Here is an 18,177-nt window from a genome sequence, read left to right as displayed (position 1 = left end):
TCCTTTATCGACATGATACAACATACTTTGACAGAGAAAGAGGTGTACCCATGATTCGGTTTGGAAAACAGGAAGAAAAAGTTCACAATTATACCCCCGAAGAAGGACGGAAGGATTCCTTCGCGCATGGATTAAACTTTTACAAGCTATTTTTTGTTTTTATCATTGGCTGCATCATCGGTTATTGCGTGGAAATGCTCTGGTGTTATTTGCGTCTCGGTTACTTTGAAAGCCGGCAGGGATTGATCTACGGCCCGTTCAGCCCAGTTTATGGAATGGGGGCCGTCATCTTTACGGTTGTACTCTATCGGTTCCGTCATTCCAGCAGCCTGGTGATTTTCCTGGCAAGCGGCGTGATTGGCGGTATTTTTGAATATCTGTGTTCTCTATTCCAGGAACTGATCTTCGGGACGGTATCCTGGGAATATAGCAACTCCCCTTTGAACGTCCATGGCCGTACAAATGTATTTTACTCGGCATGTTGGGGAATCCTGGGATTGATTTTCTTAAAGCATATGCTTCCGTTCTTTACCAATCTGATCGAAAGCATCCCCAACCGGCCGGGAAAAATGATCGCATGGATCCTGTTGATTTTTATGGTATTCGATATTCTGATATCCGGTGCGGCGATTCGCCGTCAAACCAACCGGCATCTAGGAATTCCTGCGAATAATCCCGTAGCCGTTTTTTTGGATGAGCATTATACAGACGAATATCTGAAAAAGGTCTATCCAAATATGCAGCTTGCTTAACCGTCAATGCCCTGCCAGCCCTGGCAGGGCATTGGTATACCCCATGGTTCCCTAGAAAGAATATCCCATAGACTGATAAAAGGAGGAATTCGTGCATGGAAGAAAAGAAAACCATTTTGGAGTCTACGCTGGAACGTTATCGAGGAACTGCTGGCGCGGGCGACCAGCAGGCCCTAATCGCTCTTCTGCGGGAGGTCCAACAGCTTTACGGGTGTGTGCCAACCGTCATTCAGCAGCGCATTGCCCAAGCGACAGAAACGTCTCCTTCTCTGGTCGCTGCGTTGGTCAAACGGATACCTGGTCTTACAGAAGCGGAATACCGCCATCAAATCACGGTATGTACGGGGCCACGCTGTTCGTCAAAAGGGGGCATAGCCGTCTTACGCGCCATACAAGACGCCCTTGGAATCTTACCGGGCGAAACCACAACGGATGGCCGGTTCCATCTGGAAACGCGCAATTGCCTGAAAAAATGTGGTAACGCTCCGAATGTAATGATTGATTCCACTATCCACCCATCTGTTCGCCCGGAACAGGTCTCTGCCATAATCGACCAATATTCTTAAACATTCTGAGGTGAAGTTTTATCTCCTTTTTCGCAGGATTCCCCACCATAGCGTATAATTTCAGGAGACTTTGATCGAGTGGGGGATACAACCGTGGTAGAACATGTATACAGCATGGGATTATATGGATTGGACGCATTTGTCGTAGAGGTAGAGGTGGATCTTTCACGGGGGCTTCCCGCGTTCGAGATGGTCGGCCTACCCGATGCTGCGGTACGCGAAGCGCGAGACCGCGTCCGTGCGGCATTGAAAAATATGGGCTTCCAGTTTCCCGTCAGCCGGATCACCGTCAATCTCGCCCCAGCGAACAAGCGCAAAGAGGGCTCCCTCTATGATCTGCCGATCCTTATTGCCCTGTTGCGTGCTTCCAGTCAACTGGATGCATCGGTGGAAGACAGCATATTCCTTGGGGAGCTTTCCCTTTCCGGGGCTGTCCGCCCCATCCGTGGGACGCTACCAATGGCAATTGCTGCAAAAGAGGCAGGGTTTCGGCGTTTATTTGCCCCTGCACAAAATGCTGCCGAGGGTGCTGTCGTTCAAGGGCTTGAGGTTTACCCGGTGCGCAACCTCGAATCTCTTCTTGCCCATCTAACAGGGCGTGTCCCGCTATCTCCCATCCTTCCAGGAGACACTCCAAGCCAAAACGACGGGCTTTTCCCTGACTTTGCCGAAGTTCGCGGACAGGAAGAGGCGAAACGTGCGCTGGAAATTGCAGCGGCCGGGATGCACAATGTTCTCCTGATCGGTCCACCCGGCTCTGGCAAAAGTATGTTGGCCAAGCGGCTCCCCTCCATTCTGCCCGATATGACCTTCGAAGAGTCCATTGAAACAACAAAAATTCATTCCATTGCAGGGACACTCCCCACCTGTACAGCACTCATACGGGCGCGGCCGTTTCGTTCGCCACATCACACCGTATCAGCAGCCGGGCTTTCCGGGGGAGGGATTCTTCCCAAGCCGGGAGAGCTATCCCTTGCCCACAACGGGGTTTTGTTTCTGGATGAACTCCCGGAATTTTCCCGCAGTGCTATGGAGGTTCTCCGGCAACCCATCGAGGATGGCCGGGTGACGATCTCTCGCGCCAGCGGAGCGGTTTCGTACCCGTGTAGCGTGATGCTGGTGGCCGCCATGAACCCCTGTCCCTGTGGATATTTTGGGCATCCTACCAGGCGGTGTGTCTGTAGCGCCGGCGCAGTTTCCCGCTATCTCTCCCGTGTCAGCGGCCCCCTGCTGGACCGTTTGGATCTTCATATCGAAGTACCTGCCGTGGAATTTGATAAGCTTGATTCTTCCCTCCCGTCAGAACCCTCTTCCTCGATCAAGCAGCGGGTCGATGCTGCACGCGCAATACAAAACGACCGCTATCGCGGGACAGCAATCTCCTGTAATGCCCGCATCACCCCAGAATGTTTACATACGATCTGCGTATTGAGCGACGACGCCAGAAATCTATTCAAACATGCTTTTGAAACCATCGGCCTATCTGCACGTGCATACGATCGTATTTTAAAGGTCGCCAGAACCATCGCAGACTTGGATGGAAGCGAGCAGATTCAGGCTGTTCATGCGGCGGAAGCCGTACAATATCGTGCATTGGACCGAAAGTACTGGACACGGGAATTGTAAAAGCTAAAAGGGCCCTATAACAGAAACACAAAAGGCCGGAGCCCACGAAACGGCTTTCCGGCCTTTTGCGCTGTGAAATTCGAAAATGATTCTGCTCTTTAACCTCTGTCAATGGTTCTCCTTCGCGAAAATCTCACACATCATGCGCGCCCCCAATCGAAACCCGTAGGCAAAACCCGCGTAACAGTCCATGGCATTTTCCTCCATATAGAGTTTCCCCAGGTGCTCCAGCCGCCTGCCGTCTGTTTCATCCAAAAGTTCATATAAGTAGTTCTGTTCTTCATTGATTTCACGTACAAGGGAATGATATTTCGGATCTGTGGAAACGATCTTTTCCTCTGGATAGAGTTCCCCTTCATATAAGTGTTTTAAAATGCTGTCCATAGTGTTGTTCCTTTCCCAAGTTCTTCTACATGCAATCCTCAAACTTACTTGAAACGGCCTTATACAGGAAAAGAAGTTCCGTACGTTCTAATTCGCTGGTATCCGCCTAAAAAACGGTCAGCCTTTCTCGTTTTGCCTCTACTACTTTTCCAAAGTTTCACCAGCATACCCTTATCTGCCCTTTAGGCCACATACGAACGATCCTCCTTATACAGAGCCTATGATTCCAAGCTGGCTTTACGTTGCTTCATCACCTCTCTTTTTCGCATCTTCTACGCTACAATGACATACTATAGAAGTCAATATAAAAATCGTGAAACTTACTCACATTATCATCCAAAATATTCGTTTAACCCTTACTTCTATCTCACTAGGAGGTGAATGCAAAAAGCGCTTCGTACAAAAAGAGCGATGGTACATTGAAATCAGCAAGTATATAAAGGACGCCCTGCATCCGGCACATTGCCAGCTCGCAGAGCGTCCTTTTATCGTTTTCAATAAATCTCTTTTGGGAGGAAAATCCCTCGGAAACGGGCTTTGTTCCAGATCTCCCTGCAAAAACGGATCGAACAGGTATTTTAAAACACCCTGTCATTCTCTCGCGCCAGTCTTTCACCTGATCTTCAGCGAATACGATCGTCCTCTGTGATTGGGCGAAGAACGCGGCATGGATTGCCTACAGCAAGCACGCGTGCTGGAATATCTTTGGTCACAACACTCTTGGCTCCAATCACACTTCCTTCTCCAATGGTGACCCCCGGCAAAATAGTGACATCTGCTCCAACCCATACATGATCTCCAATTGTAATCGGTTTGGCCTGCTCCAATCCCATATTTCGCTCTTCCGCCACGACGGGATGATTGGCTGTATACATTCCACAATTTGGCCCAATAAAACAGTGTGTCCCGATCACAATGGGGGCGCCATCCATCAGATAAGCATTGTGGTTGATAAATGTGGCTTCTCCTATCCAACAATTATAGCCGTAATCCGTGTAAAATGGAGACAGGATAACAACACCCGCTCCCTTATGGGGAAGAATTTTTTTGAGAAGGGCCTCTTTCTGATCGACTTCTTTCGGACGTGTATGGTTAAAAGCAAAACATAGTTCCTCTGCTTCCAAACGCTTTTCCACCAGTTCGGTATCATAATTGGCATCATACCAGAGTCCCTTTTCCATTTTTTCACGCTCGGTCAAATTGGCTCCCCCTTATAGATGGACTATCCCATATACTTGAATCCAGAGAACATCCAATGTCAAAATCGGTTCTTGCTATCTCATGATTTCGTGTCCAAATAGGCCAATGCAGAAGGATACGTATATCCATAGGTGTTGACACGGGATGCGCTGTAATCGTTGTAATTATAGACATTTGCCTCTCCTAAACGGCGGTACAACAGGCCTGCATAGCTCTTTCCACCTGCTTGGTTCCAACGCAACATGTCGGTTCCAAATGCATAGGCGTTCGTATAATTGAGGTCGTGCACTAAATCGGAACTATTCAGGGTCACATATCCGGAATTAATCCACCCTGCAGAACCGTTCGGCAAAGCCGCCAAATACCAGCCATCCTTTTGATTCGTAAAGTCGGCTGAGGTAACCGAAATGGTCGTACCCTTTGCAACCTCGCATACTTGCGAACCGGAAAGACTCGGTGCCGAACGCACGACTGTAGCTTTGCTGACGGTAGCGGACATTCCTGCGCCAAAGCTCTGTGGCGGTACCACTGCGTTTAGGATAATCCGTCGCAAATCAATCTCGGAGGACGTGCTGTTCCAATATCCTGCGCCCACATTGTAGCCAAAGCTCACAAGGCTGTCAAATTGGCACTGGCTCATCCGCAAGTTGTTCTGTGTGATAAACTTGTTGACCTCGGTCGTATACGACGCATCATTGATGGTATTGACCAGCAAAGACCACGCTTCGGTCTTAGAAAGATCGTTATAGAAAGTATCCCCCTCTTTGAGCGTCAGTCCATAGCCGAGGGTCGGCACCTGATTGGAGGTCAACTTGTCCGCATAAACCGAAGCGCTGTAGCCTTCCCAATTGGCGATCAACTCGATCATCTTGTCACTGGCACGCCGCTGTTCAGTGGTTGTCACCGTATAGTCTTGTGAAGATACCACATAAGCGCTGGTTGCAAACCCCTCTGTACTGTAAACACCGCCCTGGGACGAATTTGCCACCACACGATAAGTTCCCTGTTCGGTCAAATTCATTGTTGCTTTCCAGACCTTTGTGCTTGTCTGACCAGTAGTCTCCGTTGTACTGGATGTAGCCGTAATCATCTGTGCCGTACCGTTTGGCATCTGGATAGTAAAGCGAACTCCATCCCGGCTGGTATCCGTAATGGCCGTAAAGGTGACCGCAGAACCTACTCCTGCAATATTCGGTGAGGTATACGCAGTCCGGACTGGCTCAGCTGTCGTAACTGTGACCGTACAGGTCTTAGACTGTGAACCCGAAGTGGCTGTAATCGTAGCTGTGCCGGGGGATACTCCGTAGATGTATCCATTGGTGACGGTTGCTACTGCGGAATTGCTACTGCTCCATGTGATCGAAGCAGTACTCGGGCTTGCTGTCGCTTTGATATAAAGTGTTTTTCCGGCGGAAACCGTACCAGACGTGCGCGAAATGGCCAGCGAATTGGCCGGAACTCCCGTCTGGCCGTTGTATAGGAACTGTATGTACTCATTACTGACGTAACCTGTTAGATTGTTGGTTGTCTGCACCTTGGTCCACTCTGTATTGGAGGTATCGAGCACCGTGAGCGTGGCTCCCTTGAGCAGCATCGCAACCTGATCATATTGCGTTCCCGGCCCACTACGCAAACGCAATGCATCCGCAGTGACCGTTGCCCCAGTGATTGTTTGATCGCCATTGGAATTTCCTGTTTCCGAACCGGTGCCTGTGGTAGAAGCCTGAATCGTTAGATATTGCTTCATACAGTATCCTTCTGTCCCATCCGACGTCTTGATCTTTGCCCAAGTCGCATGAGAATTGTCGGTTACCGTGACAGTTTCCTGCGGAAAGAGTACACGGATCACATCATAGCTCGGCCCTGCTCCAGAGCGCAGTGCCACGCTCTCTTTTGCTGTGGCCGTCAAATTCGAACCAGAAGAAGTAGCGGAATCAGCCGTTCCTGCCGGTGGGGAGGATGGGGAAGTTGTAGAGCTGGCTTGGATATCCAAAAATTCCTTGGAACAGCATCCTACTGTTCCATCCGATGTCCGGATTTTCGCCCAAGTGGAATGGGAATTGTCAATCACGGTGACGGTCGCGCCTTTTGGCATCGTTTTGATAATCGCATAGCTGGGACCAGCGCCTTCACGTAGATTCAAATTTTCCTTAACCGTGGCAGTCAACCCGGCGGTAGTCCCCGCATTGGAGTTGGATGCCCCCGCACTATCGCTGGCGGATGTTTCGGAAACCGATAAATAGGTCCGGTTACAGTAACCCTCCTGGCCCGAAGAAGTGCGAACCTTGACCCATTCCGCATTGGAATTGTCCAATACCTCTACTGAGACGCCTTGCGCCAACGTCAATATACGATCGTAATTGGTTCCAGGGCCGCTGCGCAGATTTAGATAGTCTTTGGTTACCGCAGTCCTACCCGTAGAAGCCGTTTCCCCGCCTGTATTAGAAGAATTTGCGGCATTTCCTGTACTGCTCAAAAATTCTTTTAGGCAGTATCCTTCCAGCCCGCTAGCCGTGCGCACTTTCGCCCATGTTGCATGAGAGCCGTCTAGGATAGTCACCGAGGCGCCCTCCGCAAGAGTCGTCACAATTCCATAACTGGTGCCGGCACCCTTGCGCACATTGAGGTTTGCTGTCGTAACCGCTGCTTCTCCTGTCCCCAATGCCCCATAGGTGGAGGTGCTCAGAGTTCCTTCTGTTGTCAGGTATGCTTTACTGCAATACCCTTCTTGGCCAGAAGAAAGCCGTACTTTCGCCCATTCCCCCTGCGAATCCTCAAGAACGGTAACTTCCGTCCCCTTGGGCATGGTCAAAAGAACCGAATAGGACTTGCCAGCACCTGTACGCAGATTCAGATAATCCGTCGTCTGCGCAGTGGTAACAGCCCTTGCAACGTTTGGCAGGGCTGTCACTGTCAACGAAACGGCACACAACATAGCTGCTACGGCAGAACCCATCCGCCGAAATTGCTTTCTCAAATTTGTTCACTCCTATTCCCCATCCGGATACCTACCACAAACCAACAAAGCAGATTCCCTTTCACTACAAATTCCTATCGCTTTACGAAAGAATTTTTATTCCGAATACAAAAATATCTGTCATGACCAAAAAAACCTATTTTCCCAAAATATGTTTTGATTATACCGTAAACGCCCAAAATGTTCAAGGAAAAAAGCGTCGACTGTTTACATAATCTGAGTAAAATTCCGCCCAAAATTTTCTTCAAAACTGGAATGAACTTAAAAACATTCCTGATTTCAATCGCAACATGGATAAAATAAAAAAGCCCATGCACAAAGTTGCATGAGTTCTCTGTTTGTCTGTCCCGCCGACCGGGCTGGTATTCCAGCCACCCGGTCAGCTTCAACAGTAGTATATTATGTATTTCAATTTCTATTTACAATTCTATACTTTATTCTTGTCTCTCATCTCCTTTCTTAGATTTGCCTTTAGTATACTGGCGTAATGTGACCGTTTTTTGAAGACACTTTGAAAAGTTCGGAAATTTCACTGAAAAATCCGGTCCATCCACCCGCCATTCCATTGTATGCAGCAAAAATTTTCGCATGCCTATTTTCTGCATTCCAATCGCTCGCCTTGTCATTCTTTGCCCCACGCTGTAAAATAAAAGAAAAACACCTTGTCCAAATGGGACATGGCGTCTGAAAAAGGAGCGAGTCATTACTATGAATAAAAAGATCGGGTTTATTGGCTGTGGCAACATGGGACAAGCGATGATCGGAGGAATTGTACGGTCCGGATTAGTCTCGCCAGAACAGGTATATGCAGCAGACCCCAGTGAACAGAATTTAACCCATGTGCAGGAGGAATACGGGATTTGCATCACACAGGACAATCTGATTCCTGCAAAAAAATGTGATATTATCGTACTCTCGGTTAAACCCTATTTATACGCAGATGTAATCGAGGAAATTCGGGATACCGTCAAAGAGGACGTTGTGATTGTCATGATCGCCGCTGGACAGACGATCGCTGTCAACGAAGCGCGTTTCGGCCGCAATATCAAAATTGTACGCGCCATGCCCAACACGCCCGCTTTAGTTGGAGAGGGGATGGCGGCGCTATGCGCCAACAGTTTTGTAACGGAAGAGGAAAAAAAAGACATTCAGGAAATTTTTGAGAGCTTTGGTAAGGCGGAATTTGTTGGAGAAAGCATGATGGATGTTGTAGCCGGCGTCAGCGGTTCTTCCCCAGCATACGTCTATATGTTCATTGAAGCATTGGCCGATGGCGCTGTACTACAGGGGATGCCACGTCAGCAGGCATATACATTTGCTGCACAGGCAGTCTTAGGTTCTGCGCGTATGGTGTTGGAAACCGGTATGCATCCAGGAGCTCTAAAGGATATGGTCTGTTCCCCCGGAGGCACAACAATCGAAGCGGTTGCCAGCTTAGAGCAAAACGGTATGCGCGCTGCTGTCATCCAAGCAGTCCATGTCTGTACAGAAAAGTCGAAGGAGATGAGCAAATAAGACGCATAAGCGCGATCCACCCGGGGACACTACTCCCATATGTTTTGTACAGCGCAGATGCGCATGTGCCTATATTGAACAAAAGGAAGTGTTTCCATGGCAAAAGATATCAAAAAGGAAATTATCGCCGAACTGGATCGTCGCATGGATCTTCTGCGGGAACATCAGTATGACCAAATTGAGATCACTGGAAATGAGTATTCGGAGTTAAACCAGGCGCTTTCAAAGGTCATTGGTGCCCCTCTTCTGGAGGAGCTGGGCGACATCAAAGACTTTGTACAGAGCCTTTAAATGTGGAGAAGGAGCAGAGGGAACCGGACGTTCTTGTTCTGGTTTCCTCTTTTCCTTTTGAATAGGACGGGCATTGGAACAAAAATTCCTTTGAAAATATTTTATACGTTAAAATCTCTCGTGTACGATCGTTTCCAACGGTAAAACTGGGCCCTACATTCCTTCTTTCAGCGATTATGTCTTCTGAAGCTATAAACGTTTTCCCCCCTCAAAACGCAATCTCCCCATCATCTAGGAACATATTATCTGAGAATAGTCCGCCCCATTCGTTCCTTCCTCTACAGTGTTTTCCAAATCATGAGGGCGTCCAGAGCACAGGAGAGAGGATTTCTATTTCGTATGTTTTCCGAAGGAGTGAGATATCGAATGATAAGGTACATAATATAAGGTGCATCAAAATATATGGCATAAAAGTATGTGATTATGTCCCCGTTCTTTCTGTTCGCATTGGCCCGGCATTATTATAAAAACGTTTTACAAAAAAGCTTGACTTCCCTAGAAAAATTTACTATACTAAATTTATAAAGTGTATAAAATGGATGAAGATACCAGGAGAGATCGCATACTGTATGCGACGCCGAAGGGGCTGTGCCGGAAACTCTCAGGCAAAAAGGACTGGTATCCGACAAAACTCCGAAAAGCCGTGTTCCATTGATATAATCGATCGGAAAACGGCACCGAAGAGGCAATCCCTTTCATGGGAGAATCTTTCAGGTCATTATGAGGGGCGTGCAGAGGATTGCGCGCCCTTTTTTATTACTTACGAAAGTTACATCGTGGGGAGATCTTTTTTGCTTGGTTGCATTTTTCTTCCAAAATGGGGCCTTTCCGTTTATTTTCGGAGAGTTCCCACAACGGATCGCCGTTTTACACCTTCTCATGGTATCTATTCTTAAAAGAGTGTATATAGATCTCTCAATTTCACACAAAGCAATCCCGGCAGTCGTTGGGGAGAATCCCCCGGACTGCCGGGATTGCTTTTATTTGGATTACCCCAAAGCTTTTTCAGTCTCGTAAGGCTACATATGCCGCGCTAACTTTTGTGCGGCGAAATAAGAGTATCAAAAAACAGGGATGGCTGTAGAAAAATACAGCCATCCCTGTTTTCTGTACCACTTCTCTAGAAAAAACTACGCTTGCAAATAATAGGTTCAAAAATTGGAAGGAACCGAGAGAACCTGTCGCGCTGCTTAGGCGCCAGTGCCCAAAGAGCTGAACTTTCAGGTAAACGATCGATCTTGTCCTGAACACCATACGGACTGCTAAAAATAGAGAAAAGCACTGTAGAGCTGCAACTCCACAGCGGCCGAAACTTGAAGTATACTTTCCAAGCATACTTCAAGCTGATTGAAGAATACAGCGTTACGCCATCTCGGTCAAAACGAGGTAACCCCCTATGACAATGCTCGCGCTAAAAATTTTTCTCTATCCTTAAAACGGAGTGCATTTACCGCTCGAAGATTCCTACCTTTAAAGACGCCAGCTGGTTCTTTGATGGCTACATATTCTTTTACAACCATCAGCGTACCCATACTAAAACAGAACGGATACCGCTGGAACTGCGGTGGCGTCCGTTCGTAACTCGATTTTATTTCCTACAATCATACTTCTTTTTATGCTGTCCTGACAAACTGAATCGGTTCACAAAAAGGTCCCCTCTATTTGTCTTATTAGGCTGGTACTTTCTCAGTCCTTCTATTTAAGAATCTGAACCGTTTCCAACTCACCGAGTTCTTCTTCTCAATTAATCATTAAAACAAACAAAAATTATCGCTAATTTTGATATATTCCACAACATGAACGATTATTCGTAGCTGAGTACAAATCATTCGAATATCCTTTTTTCGAGGAGGAATATTATGTCAATTTTAACACACTTTGAAAACGCTCTCCATGATACTTGTAACGATCATTCTGAACAAACACAACACTATGCTACTAACATCGTACCAACTTTCTCGCATACATTTTCAAAAATCAGAAAAGGAGAACAATCCTTAAGTACGGAGATATTCCTTCGGCCTGCCTTCTTTTTTGATTGGAACATAAAAGTTGGCAGGGAGGGTATCAGCAATCGTGGTTCAATACATTCCCTTTAAAGAAACGCTCTTTTCTCCCTACATAGGGTGTTATCAGTCCTTTGGAATTATCGCTTTACAAATTATCGACCTTGAATGGGAGCAAGTCAACTTTATTTCTGACGTCTCCCCCTGTCTATCTTTTGTAACGGCACTTGCACAGCGCTGCACAAGGTGTCAGTTAGACCCGATTCATTTATTCGACGTCGTCTTAGATGCTATCTGAGAGAAGAACCTTTTTACAAAAGCCCACTGTTTCGGTGGGCTTTTGCGGTACATCCATTCAGTCAAATGTATCGCGCTTCCCTATCAGAATGGCTGGGAGACTCCCATGTTCCATTGGCGAGTGGTTATCCGGCAAACTATAAGATTAGATGTAGGCATCTGCCATTACACGGCGCTCTAAATAACGGCGGAATAAACCGTATCCTTCCTGAGCGATTTTTTGGGGATAGGACATAAGGACCAGACTATGCCCGGTATTCCCTCTGTGATAAGGGGGATGGACATGAAGATAGGGGGTTTCTACAAAACCACTCCGCTCGTAAAATTCTTTTCTACGGCAGGAAATGGCATCCACTGGCGGATCTATTTCTAAGATCATTGTTTTTCCTTGCCGTCCCAAAAGCTCCAAAGCTTTACGTCCATACTGTTTATTGCGCATTTCGGGTAAAATGCAGAAATGCTCTATATAAATAAAGTCCTCTGTCTTCCAGAACAAAAGCAACCCGACGAAGAGTCCCTCATCGTAAATCAGATCAAAATGATACTCGTCATCTTGTATGATGTTTATCTGTGAATGGATCTCCCTCTGTTCGTGAAATGGAAAACTGATGCGGTATACCTGTAATGCTTCTTCGAACATTTTGTGTCCAATATCGGTTACACGTTCCAATCTCATTTCGCCACTCCTTTTCTCCTAACCTTTTTCTGGGATGATTATGACTATACCACGTACAAAAGATGGTTACAAGATATGTGAGAGCGACGAAGGACTTTAAAATGGCCGATTTTTCTGGAAAACGTAAATCATCAAACCAAAACCACTCGTAAACGAGTGGTTTGCTCAGACCCCAGAGGGGTCAGCACTTGCTGACCTCTGGAAAGGGCACAGAGGGTTTACCATCGCATCACTACTACAGGCAGCCGCTTACAGCGGCTGTTTTCTTTTGTCTTACTTTCTCTTGCTGCCCGTGAACAAATCCATGTACTCCTTAAGGGAAATCTGGCCGCTTGCAAGATCTTCCACCAACTGGTTTTGGATATACTCCTGAATTATTTTTGCATTCTTTCCTACCGTATCCACGACATATCCCCTGTACCAGAAGTTCCTACTCCCATATTTATACTTCCGATTTGCGTGCCTATCGAAGATCATCAGCGCTCTTTTGCTCTTGAGCGGTCCCACGAACTGCGCTATACCCATGTACGGCGGAATACTCACTAGAAGATGAATGTGATCCGGGCATGCCCCGCCCTCGATAATCTCGACTTTCATCTCCTTACACAGTTTTTTGATGATCTCGATAATGTCTCTGCGCACTGCCTTATCGATCTCTTTCCTGCGATATTTCGGCACAAACACCAAATGATACTCACTCCGATCGCTAGAGCGCGCCGTGTGTTTTCTTTCATTTTTCACTTGTGTAAAACCTCCTTGCTCTTTTGCGATGCGGTTGTCAAACCAGCTCGATTGCAGCATGAAAGTTTTATTTGCCAAGGCTTTTTAATTTGCCCCTGGTAGAACCAGGGGTTTTCTTAAACCTAAAGACAAAAAAGGTGGACAGCTCCCATTTGGAAGCTGTCCACCTTTTTCTCCACTACAGTGGCCTTTTAAAAGCTACTGCTTATTTAAGCAATCGTTACAGTACAATGCTTCTGCGCATTCTGCCCCGGCAGCGTCGTATATACACCTGTACTCTGCCCTGGTGTACCAATGGCATAAACCCTATAATAGTAGTCATTGCCAACCTTTGCGACAAACTGTGTCTTGAGTACACTGCCGTTGCCCACTGTAAAGTTTGGAACCACACTGCTGTTTACAACCTTCATCTTAAAGCAATATGCCTGACCATGCTTTAATACGAAATTGACTGTCGTGTCACTGATTACATATGCTTCCTGCGTAGAAATCGCTTGGGCTGCAGAAACGACGCCGGAAGTCCCATATGTGTTGTCCGCTATCGTTGTGCGGTTACTATTCCCTTTGTTGGTATTCGGCTTTGGACCCGGTGCAGGATTCTCCACCTTCTCAAGTCCATTGACTGCATCCTTTAGTCCATAGAATGCGGTTGCCAATACTTGGCCATCTGCATCCATATCGTCTGCCGCAGCCTTCGCAATATTCAAAGCTGCCTTAAAGGCTGCCACACTGCGATCCGTATAACCATCCAAATCGATCTGCTCCACCTCTTGGATATATGCGTTCAACTCGTCTCTGCTGGGAATTTTTCGCAGAGCGGCCATTGCCTTCACCAAAGCTTCGGTTGCTGTATCGACTTCTTCCTGACTTGCATCTCGGCCGATGTCCAATGCCGCTCTCCATGCATCCTGGAAATCTTTCTGGCCATCCGGCAGATACTTTCCTTCTTGGATTTCGTCTGCTACGGTCTGCGCCTTTTCAAGCGCTGCATCCAACGCGGAGCGATCTGCCGTGGGCTCCAAATGTTCAAATGCGTTCAAAAGATCATCATATGCACTTGTGATATCCCCTGCAAGCGCCTCATCATCTGCCAGGACTTCTTCTGCCCGATCAAGCGCCTCTTGAAATGCATCCCATCCCGTACTGGTGTAGTGGTCCTCTTCCAGGTTTTTCAGGATCTCATACAGGTTTTCCAACCCGCTCTTATCACCAGGCTTAAACTCCAGATAGTGTAACGCGTCCAGAAGCTTGGACCACGCGCGGTCAATATCGTTCTGGGAAGCAGCTGGATCATTCAACACGTCTTCTGCGGTCCTGTACGCCTCCATGAAGGCATCCTTCACACTGCTGATCAGTCCGTCAACGGTTCCATCCTCCACATAAATCGTGGCATAATCGTAAATCTGACGTAAAATGGATTTGTCTATCAACTCAAATACGAAGTCCATTTGCACAGCATGGTCTTCCATTTCTACTAAGTGCGTGTAGGTATTGCCTTCGATGAGCTTTGGTTCTTTTCCATCAACGGTTACGGAACGGAATGCACGGCCATCGATCCGCGGTTCGAAGGTCAACTCTACCGCTGTTCCGCTTTCAAGGTCTTCCGCTACATATTTGCCGACCAGATCCGCCAGATTCTGTGGCTCTCCATTTACTTTCAAGGTGACATCCTTGGAGTTATAGGTGACCGTCAATGACTGCTCGCCGCCCTTAACCGTTTCACCTGTGACCGTAACGTCAAATTCTGGCATCAAGAAAGTATAGGTTCCGGCAACTTGGCCAGCCGCCACCTCTACGCCAGCATCGGTCAAATCAGCACTCTTGAGTACCTTTAAGCTGTCTTCCTGGATGGTATAGCCCGGTTTCGGCTCCACTGTGACGGTCATACCTTCATCGGTCCTAGCGGGCTTTACAAGGATATTTGGATTCTGGGAAGAAACAAAATACGCGCCTGCACTTGCGCCACCCTCGGACTGGAATTGAATGGTATATACTTCCTGCTTGGCTATATTACCATTTTCAGGAGTGATCATTACGCGTGCTGTTCCGTTAACATCGGTGGCGTGGACCACGGTAACCGATGCATTTTCGCCAGCTGTGGCGAGAATTTCCGGCAAGCCTTCTCCGCTCTCCAAATGAACAACCGCTGTTTTCTCATCGTCAAACGTGACCGGCGTTCCACCACACTGGATGGAAACATCCGTCACTCGATCGCTCATAATATCCGGCATATAATAGAATTCCAATTCGTACAGACTTACCTGCTTGCCCGCAGCCGGAGTAAACACAACGCGGATTGCCGAGGTTTTCACCGGTTCAAACTGCACGGACACGGTTGGGTTTTCTTCGGTCGGAACGGGATACTCTTCATCCAATAGGACTACATCCGTCCAATTGTCGTCAATATTGATAGGGTTGGTGTTGTTCCAGTTCTGTGTGTTTCCGATATGCTCAATATCACCAGTTCCAAAGAATCTGGACGCATCAAACATACCGCCGTTTCCGGAATAGTACTGAACTTTGTATCCTTCTGGCAAAGCGCTGCCATCTGGGATAGCAAAATCAAGGACCGCCTTGCTGATCGTTTGAAGTTTACCTGTTTTATCTCCTTCGCCAAAGCCAACAGTGATTGCATAGAAATCCTTCCGCATGCTGCTGGTGCTGCTGGTCCAGATCTCACCATGGTCTTCTCCGCGTTTTCCATCGACCACGCGGGTGACATACATCCCCTTTGTGCTGGCATGCGCACGGACAACCGGCCATTGATCCGTCATCTGCGTCTGATTAAAGGCATCCGGATTCAAAGCCAAATTCTTTTGGATTTCGGTTGTGTTATCCACCGAACCTTCCTCTACTAAGCGAACGTTCGCCAGGGTCTCTGTGGTTCCCACCATGCCGGCGACTGGAACAATATCCCCCACTTCGCCATCAAAGCTTACATGGTCCAGAGTCCATTCTACATTTCTCCGGGCAACATCCCCGTTGCTATAATATACCAGAATTTTCTCTGGAAGATTCGGCACCTTGCCAATCGTTGTGACAGAGCTGACACTTTCCACACCCACAACACCGCTGACCGTCACGGTTGCAACAATACGGTGGTTGTCGTCCGCTGCAATTGTACCATATACCTTAAATGTACCAAGTTCATCCAAAAGCTCATTGCTGATGCTATCCCAATGAACCTCCATCAGGGTCTGGCCAATATTTGTATATGCCAGCACCGTGCCTGGCAATTGCGGATACTCGCCTACGCCTGTCGTAACTTCTACCTCTTCGTAATCTTCAATTACTACATCCACCGGACGGATTGTAAAGGTTTTTTCAACAATACCAGAATAATTCCCTTTGCCAGTAACCCGCACGGTTGCCGTACCCGGTTCCGTATTGTTCCGATAGGAAACCGTGTAATCGACGTCCTTGGTCAACGTGATACTTTCTGTACCGTTATCATAGACGACAACTGGTTCAGGGGTAATCGGGTTGCTTGTATAGTCGAAACTTTCTGCATCCAGTGCAATAGACGTATTTCCAGCATAGAGGCTTGTCGTTGCACAACGCACACGTACTTCTGCAGCGGACATATATTTTTGCGGCTTTCCTTCGTTTGTTGCGGTTTTTACGCCATACAGCCGGATATACTTTGCCTCTACTGGTGCAAACTGAGCCAGTTTCCACTCCACTGAAGTGCTCCAATCACCTGTTGCTACTTCCGTCCATTCGTCCCCATCCATACTCACTTGTATGCTGTAGGAAGTGACAATGCCATTTTGATCTTTATTTCTCGGCAGGTAACGCATACCATTGATTTTTACTGCGGTTGGCAGTTCAATTTGGAGATAACGGTTCTCCGGATCATTTGTCAGGTCGGCCGGACCAACACCGCCGCCCCAGTTCGTATGCCAAATGGTATTGCTGTCGCCATCATTTGCATTTGCTGCGGAACCGCCTTTTTCTACGCTCGGCGCCGTCAGAATCATATCCTGATACGGATAATCACTGGTCGCATCGTCGGGATCGTCGGAGGCAGAACCATCTTCCCCGAGCACAACATCAAAAACGTTGCGCTCTGCATGATCTTCAGATTCCATTAGAATACGGATGATATTCTCATCATTCTTCGGCAAAACCGTCACACTGGCGTTGTCTTTCCCCTGCGCCGTAACATCGTCCGCATTCAAATCCGTGTCAATGACTTCAAACAAACCGTTTTCCAATGCGGAAGAGCTGGCAATATATCCTCCCACTTGCAGGGAATCAAGCGCCGCCTCAGAACCGACCGGAAAATCCGGTACACTGTTCATCAATTCGACTTCCAAAAGGGTAACCTGCTCATCGAATTCCAGTTTGAACGCCGTACCAGGAGTCATATCAAAGTCGTATGTGCGGATGGTCACTCCATCCTCACGGGCATTGCTGACCTCCAGGCCATTTTCGATAGGCTGCCAAGTCGCGCCTTCGTCACCGGACCGATAGAGACGCATGGTGTCCGATGTAGGAGCTGTATCCTTCAAATACAGTTTTGCTTGTTTAAAGTTAACCGCTGTTGCATACTCAAAATAGATGCTACCGGTTCCTGTCCAGCCGGCACTGTCGGCCGTTTTCTTTCCGTCGCTTACCGGATCAAGCGCACCATTGGACGGTTCCCCATTGACAAAGCTCTTCGGGGCAACGGGGGTCATGTTCTCCGTCAAGATATCTTCCCCTGCTGCAATGCGCACATTTGCGGTCACAGTGAGTGGTTTTCCAAAGACATTTGCTGTACCAGTTATCTTCTTGAGGCCTTCCGTACTGAAATCAATTCCATCGGTCTCCCAATCCACCGGGAATTCCGCATTTAAGATGGTACCATCTGCTAAAATGGCAGGGCGTGTGGCCGGAAGGTTTGGATCAGAACCCTTAGAAACTGCCGCAGAATAATTGAGCAAAGCCGCTGCTTCGCTAATCATGGTCACATTGACCGTAACCGAAATACCATCCAACTTGCCCACGACAGAGAAGGAACCATCTGTCTCGATGTTTTCCTCTGGAATTGTATCCCAGACAATGGACTTTTCTTCTGTTTTGCCATCTGCATAGTTGACTGTCGCCGTCTCAGGAAGTTTCGGCATATTGCCAACCTTTACATAGAGATTGCGTGACATCA

At 47.6% G+C, this 18,177-nt stretch carries 13 protein-coding genes and 1 riboswitch; of the genes, 7 read left to right on the top strand and 6 right to left on the bottom strand.

Annotated elements, in window-relative coordinates; all coding sequences use genetic code 11:
- Nucleotides 1-50: 50 nt before the first annotated feature.
- From ACGCCZ_RS11200 to ACGCCZ_RS11190, 3 genes are all read left to right on the top strand, one after another.
- Entirely contained in the window at nucleotides 51-752 is a 702-nt protein-coding gene (locus tag ACGCCZ_RS11200) for a putative ABC transporter permease (protein WP_085531732.1), read from the top strand.
- A 95-nt stretch (nucleotides 753-847) separates the two neighbouring features.
- Nucleotides 848-1,318, top strand: a complete 471-nt coding sequence (locus tag ACGCCZ_RS11195) for an NAD(P)H-dependent oxidoreductase subunit E (protein WP_085531730.1) — start codon at nucleotides 848-850, stop codon at nucleotides 1,316-1,318.
- Between the two features lie 93 nt (nucleotides 1,319-1,411).
- Nucleotides 1,412-2,944 (top strand): YifB family Mg chelatase-like AAA ATPase, encoded by a 1,533-nt coding sequence (locus ACGCCZ_RS11190; protein ID WP_152918353.1) that lies wholly within the window; start codon nucleotides 1,412-1,414, stop codon nucleotides 2,942-2,944.
- Between the two features lie 108 nt (nucleotides 2,945-3,052).
- Here ACGCCZ_RS11190 and ACGCCZ_RS11185 read toward each other — a convergent pair whose 3' ends face one another.
- The 3 genes from ACGCCZ_RS11185 to ACGCCZ_RS11175 all read right to left on the bottom strand — a co-directional run bounded on the left by ACGCCZ_RS11185 (nucleotide 3,053) and on the right by ACGCCZ_RS11175 (nucleotide 7,505).
- On the bottom strand, nucleotides 3,053-3,328 hold the full coding sequence (locus ACGCCZ_RS11185; protein WP_054323899.1) for a DUF6809 family protein: 276 nt from the start codon (nucleotides 3,326-3,328) through the stop codon (nucleotides 3,053-3,055).
- 623 nt (nucleotides 3,329-3,951) lie between these two features.
- The gene (locus ACGCCZ_RS11180) at nucleotides 3,952-4,527 is read right to left on the bottom strand and encodes a sugar O-acetyltransferase (protein ID WP_411656062.1); all 576 of its coding nucleotides are present in this window, start codon (nucleotides 4,525-4,527) and stop codon (nucleotides 3,952-3,954) included.
- A gap of 80 nt (nucleotides 4,528-4,607) precedes the next feature.
- Nucleotides 4,608-7,505 carry an SH3 domain-containing protein gene (locus ACGCCZ_RS11175; RefSeq protein WP_411656061.1) on the bottom strand — a complete coding sequence of 966 codons (2,898 nt, stop codon included), beginning with the start codon at nucleotides 7,503-7,505 and terminating at the stop codon, nucleotides 4,608-4,610.
- A gap of 708 nt (nucleotides 7,506-8,213) precedes the next feature.
- Between ACGCCZ_RS11175 and proC the strand changes: the two genes are divergently transcribed.
- The 4 genes from proC (at nucleotide 8,214) to ACGCCZ_RS11155 (ending at nucleotide 11,615) form a co-directional block, all read left to right on the top strand.
- A complete protein-coding gene (proC, locus tag ACGCCZ_RS11170) occupies nucleotides 8,214-9,020 on the top strand; it encodes a pyrroline-5-carboxylate reductase (protein ID WP_411656060.1) in 807 nt (268 codons plus the stop codon).
- A 96-nt stretch (nucleotides 9,021-9,116) separates the two neighbouring features.
- Nucleotides 9,117-9,311, top strand: coding sequence for a hypothetical protein (locus ACGCCZ_RS11165; RefSeq protein ID WP_054323903.1), 195 nt, complete (start codon nucleotides 9,117-9,119; stop codon nucleotides 9,309-9,311).
- 539 nt (nucleotides 9,312-9,850) lie between these two features.
- Nucleotides 9,851-9,939, top strand: a riboswitch (glycine riboswitch).
- 799 nt (nucleotides 9,940-10,738) lie between these two features.
- On the top strand, nucleotides 10,739-11,014 hold the full coding sequence (locus ACGCCZ_RS11160) for an IS3 family transposase (RefSeq protein WP_082402182.1): 276 nt from the start codon (nucleotides 10,739-10,741) through the stop codon (nucleotides 11,012-11,014).
- A gap of 373 nt (nucleotides 11,015-11,387) precedes the next feature.
- Entirely contained in the window at nucleotides 11,388-11,615 is a 228-nt protein-coding gene (locus ACGCCZ_RS11155) for a DUF6514 family protein (protein WP_143255218.1), read from the top strand.
- A gap of 144 nt (nucleotides 11,616-11,759) precedes the next feature.
- On the opposite strand, the gene ACGCCZ_RS11150 is transcribed toward ACGCCZ_RS11155, so the two are convergent.
- The 3 genes from ACGCCZ_RS11150 to ACGCCZ_RS11140 all read right to left on the bottom strand — a co-directional run bounded on the left by ACGCCZ_RS11150 (nucleotide 11,760) and on the right by ACGCCZ_RS11140 (nucleotide 18,175).
- Nucleotides 11,760-12,290, bottom strand: a complete 531-nt coding sequence (locus ACGCCZ_RS11150; RefSeq protein WP_085531717.1) for a GNAT family N-acetyltransferase — start codon at nucleotides 12,288-12,290, stop codon at nucleotides 11,760-11,762.
- A gap of 273 nt (nucleotides 12,291-12,563) precedes the next feature.
- Complete coding sequence (gene tnpA, locus ACGCCZ_RS11145) at nucleotides 12,564-13,031, bottom strand: IS200/IS605 family transposase (protein ID WP_411656059.1); 468 nt, start codon at nucleotides 13,029-13,031, stop codon at nucleotides 12,564-12,566.
- 209 nt (nucleotides 13,032-13,240) lie between these two features.
- Nucleotides 13,241-18,175: an Ig-like domain-containing protein gene (locus ACGCCZ_RS11140; RefSeq protein WP_411656074.1), complete on the bottom strand. Its 4,935-nt coding sequence runs from the start codon at nucleotides 18,173-18,175 to the stop codon at nucleotides 13,241-13,243.
- Between the last annotated feature and the right edge of the window lie 2 nt (nucleotides 18,176-18,177).

Origin of the sequence: Anaeromassilibacillus sp. SJQ-1 (assembly GCF_046693725.1) — a bacterium.
In the GTDB taxonomy this organism is placed as follows: Bacteria; Bacillota; Clostridia; order Oscillospirales; family Acutalibacteraceae; genus Anaeromassilibacillus.
Note: the sequence above shows the minus strand (reverse complement) of the source record. Positions and strands in the feature narration are given on the sequence as shown.